Origin of the sequence: Falsiroseomonas oryzae, assembly GCF_027856955.1 — a bacterium.
Lineage (GTDB): Bacteria > Pseudomonadota > Alphaproteobacteria > Acetobacterales > Acetobacteraceae > Falsiroseomonas > Falsiroseomonas oryzae.
In genome coordinates this window covers 1-2,055 of the sequence record NZ_JAPSMD010000673.1, presented here as the reverse complement: position 1 = coordinate 2,055, position 2,055 = coordinate 1, and the positions used below count along the sequence as shown (strand labels likewise).

The 2,055-nt window shown below is 75.5% G+C and carries 2 protein-coding genes; both read right to left on the bottom strand.

The genetic code is table 11. The features are described from left to right. Positions 1-1,078, bottom strand: a 1,078-nt coding sequence (locus tag OZN99_RS30445; protein ID WP_270938954.1) for an FAD-dependent oxidoreductase, incomplete at its 3' end; no start/stop codon positions are given. Further along, the coding region (locus OZN99_RS30440) for an MmgE/PrpD family protein (protein ID WP_270938953.1) at positions 1,075-2,055 on the bottom strand (981 nt) is incomplete at its 5' end. The genes OZN99_RS30445 and OZN99_RS30440, both read right to left, overlap by 4 nt.

Below are 2,055 nucleotides of genomic sequence, written 5' to 3'. Positions count from 1 at the left end.
CCGCCTCGGCTTCCAGCGCGGCCATGCGCGCCACCTCCCCCGCCGGGTCGGCGGCGACGCGCGCATCGGTGCGCGGCAGCAGCGCGCCCCGCACCGTCGCCAGCCGTGCGGCGGCCCAGCGGTCCAGCAGCGCATCCTCGCCGCCGTGCAGCACGGCGTGCAGCGTCGCGGCCAGGGTCATGGCGTCGTGGATGCCGGCATTCATGTTCATCCCGCCGCGCGTGTTGGTCAGGTGCGCGGCATCGCCGGCCAGCAGCACGCGGCCGGCGCGGTAGGCCACTGCCATCGCCTTGCGCACGCCGTAGACATCGCGCCCGGCGATCGGCAGGTCGGCGATGCCCGGCAGGAATCGCGCGATGCGGGCGCGGGCGTGGTCTTCCGCCATCGCCGCCTCGTCCGGCATCCCGGGCGGGATGCGGAAGATCAGGCGCCAGACCTCCGGCATGCGGAGCAGCGAGCAGGAGCCTTCCGAGTCGTACAGGTAGCCGAGGCCGTCGAGCCCCGGGACGTGGTCGCGCAGGTCCAGCGGCGTCAGCAGGCGCAGCACGCGGTGCGCGTAGTCGCTCGTCTCCGCCGCGATGCCGACGAGCACGCGCAGCGCGCCAGAGGAGCCGTCGCAGCCCACCGCGTAGCGCGCGCGATGCGTGCTGCCATCGTCGCAGCGGAGCGATACGCCGGACGCGTCCTGCATGACCGCAACAACGCCCGCGCCGAAGCGCACCGTATCCGGTGGCAGCGCGGCGAGCAGCGCGGGGGTGAGGTGCTGCTGCTCTCGGTGCCAGCGGAAGGGAAAGCGCGTCTCCTCGGCCAGGATTCCGAGGTCGAGGGTGGCCGAGGTTCCGGTGTCCACGCGCCGCCACAGGATGCGGTCCACCTGCACGCCGCCGGGCCGCAGCGCCGCGAAGACCCCGAGCTCGTCCAGCGCCTCGAGCGTCGGCGGATGGAAGGTGGAGGCGCGCGACGCAGCGGAGAGCGCATCGCGCTTCTCCAGCACGCGCACCGCGACACCGCGGCGTTGCAGCGCGAGGGCAAGGGCGAGCCCGACGGGACCAGCCCCGGCGATCAGGATATCGATCATCCGAACAGCCGCTCGGCTGGCGCGTCGTGCAGCAGCGCGGCGACGGCGCGCGCGATGCCGTCCTCGCCCAGCACCGGCCTGGCGAAGCGGGCGAACTTGGCGATCGCCTCCGCCTCCTGCATCGGCCGGTCGGGATCGCCGGTGACGCCGGTGACCGTCGCCATCGCGCCGTCCACCGTCAGCGTCGCGCCGCGGCGCCCGACGGCCGTCAGCGCCGTGTCCTCCACCAGTTCGACGCGGGCCTCGATGTCCCGCAACCGCGGGTCGGCCAGCGCGGCGTCGGTATAGGCGGCGGGGCCGAGATCGCCCTGCACCAGCGCGGCCGCGACCGCCCAGCTCAGGCTGAACTGCGCGGCGATGGCGGCGCGCGGCGCACGGTTGCCGGCGTAGCGCAGGGCCTCGGCATAGGTGGCCAGCACGATGCGCTGCGGCGCGGGCGGCACGCGGTCGCGCAACGCGAGCGCGGCGGCGGCGGCGTAATGCGCATGGCGCACGCCGGCGAAGGGCTTGAGGTAGGCGTCCTCCAGCAGCCAGGCGCCGGGCAGCTCGGTCACGGCCGGTTCGGCATGGCCGAGTGCGATGGCGCGAGCCGTCGCGAAGCCGTCCGGCGGCGCGTCCATGCCGGCGGCAGCCGCCGCGGCGGCGAGGCTGCCGAGCAGCGCGGCATGCGCGGGATAGCTGTTGCGCCCATCCATGCCCGCGGCGATCGGTGCGTAGAGCGCGAAGGGAACCTGGCAGCCGACGAGCCGCACGGCGCGCGCAATGCCCGCCGCATCAAGCCCCGCGAGGCTGGCGGCGCAGGCAGCCGCGCCCAGGCTGTGCCAGGACCCGTCCACATGCATGCCCGGCCTGATGCGCCAGGCCTCGCCGGCGCGCGCGGCGACCTCGTAGCCCAGCGCGAAGGCGGCCAGCGCCTCCCGCGCGTCCGTGCCGGTGGCGCGCGCCACCAGCGCAAGCGGCGCGACGGGAAGCGCGGG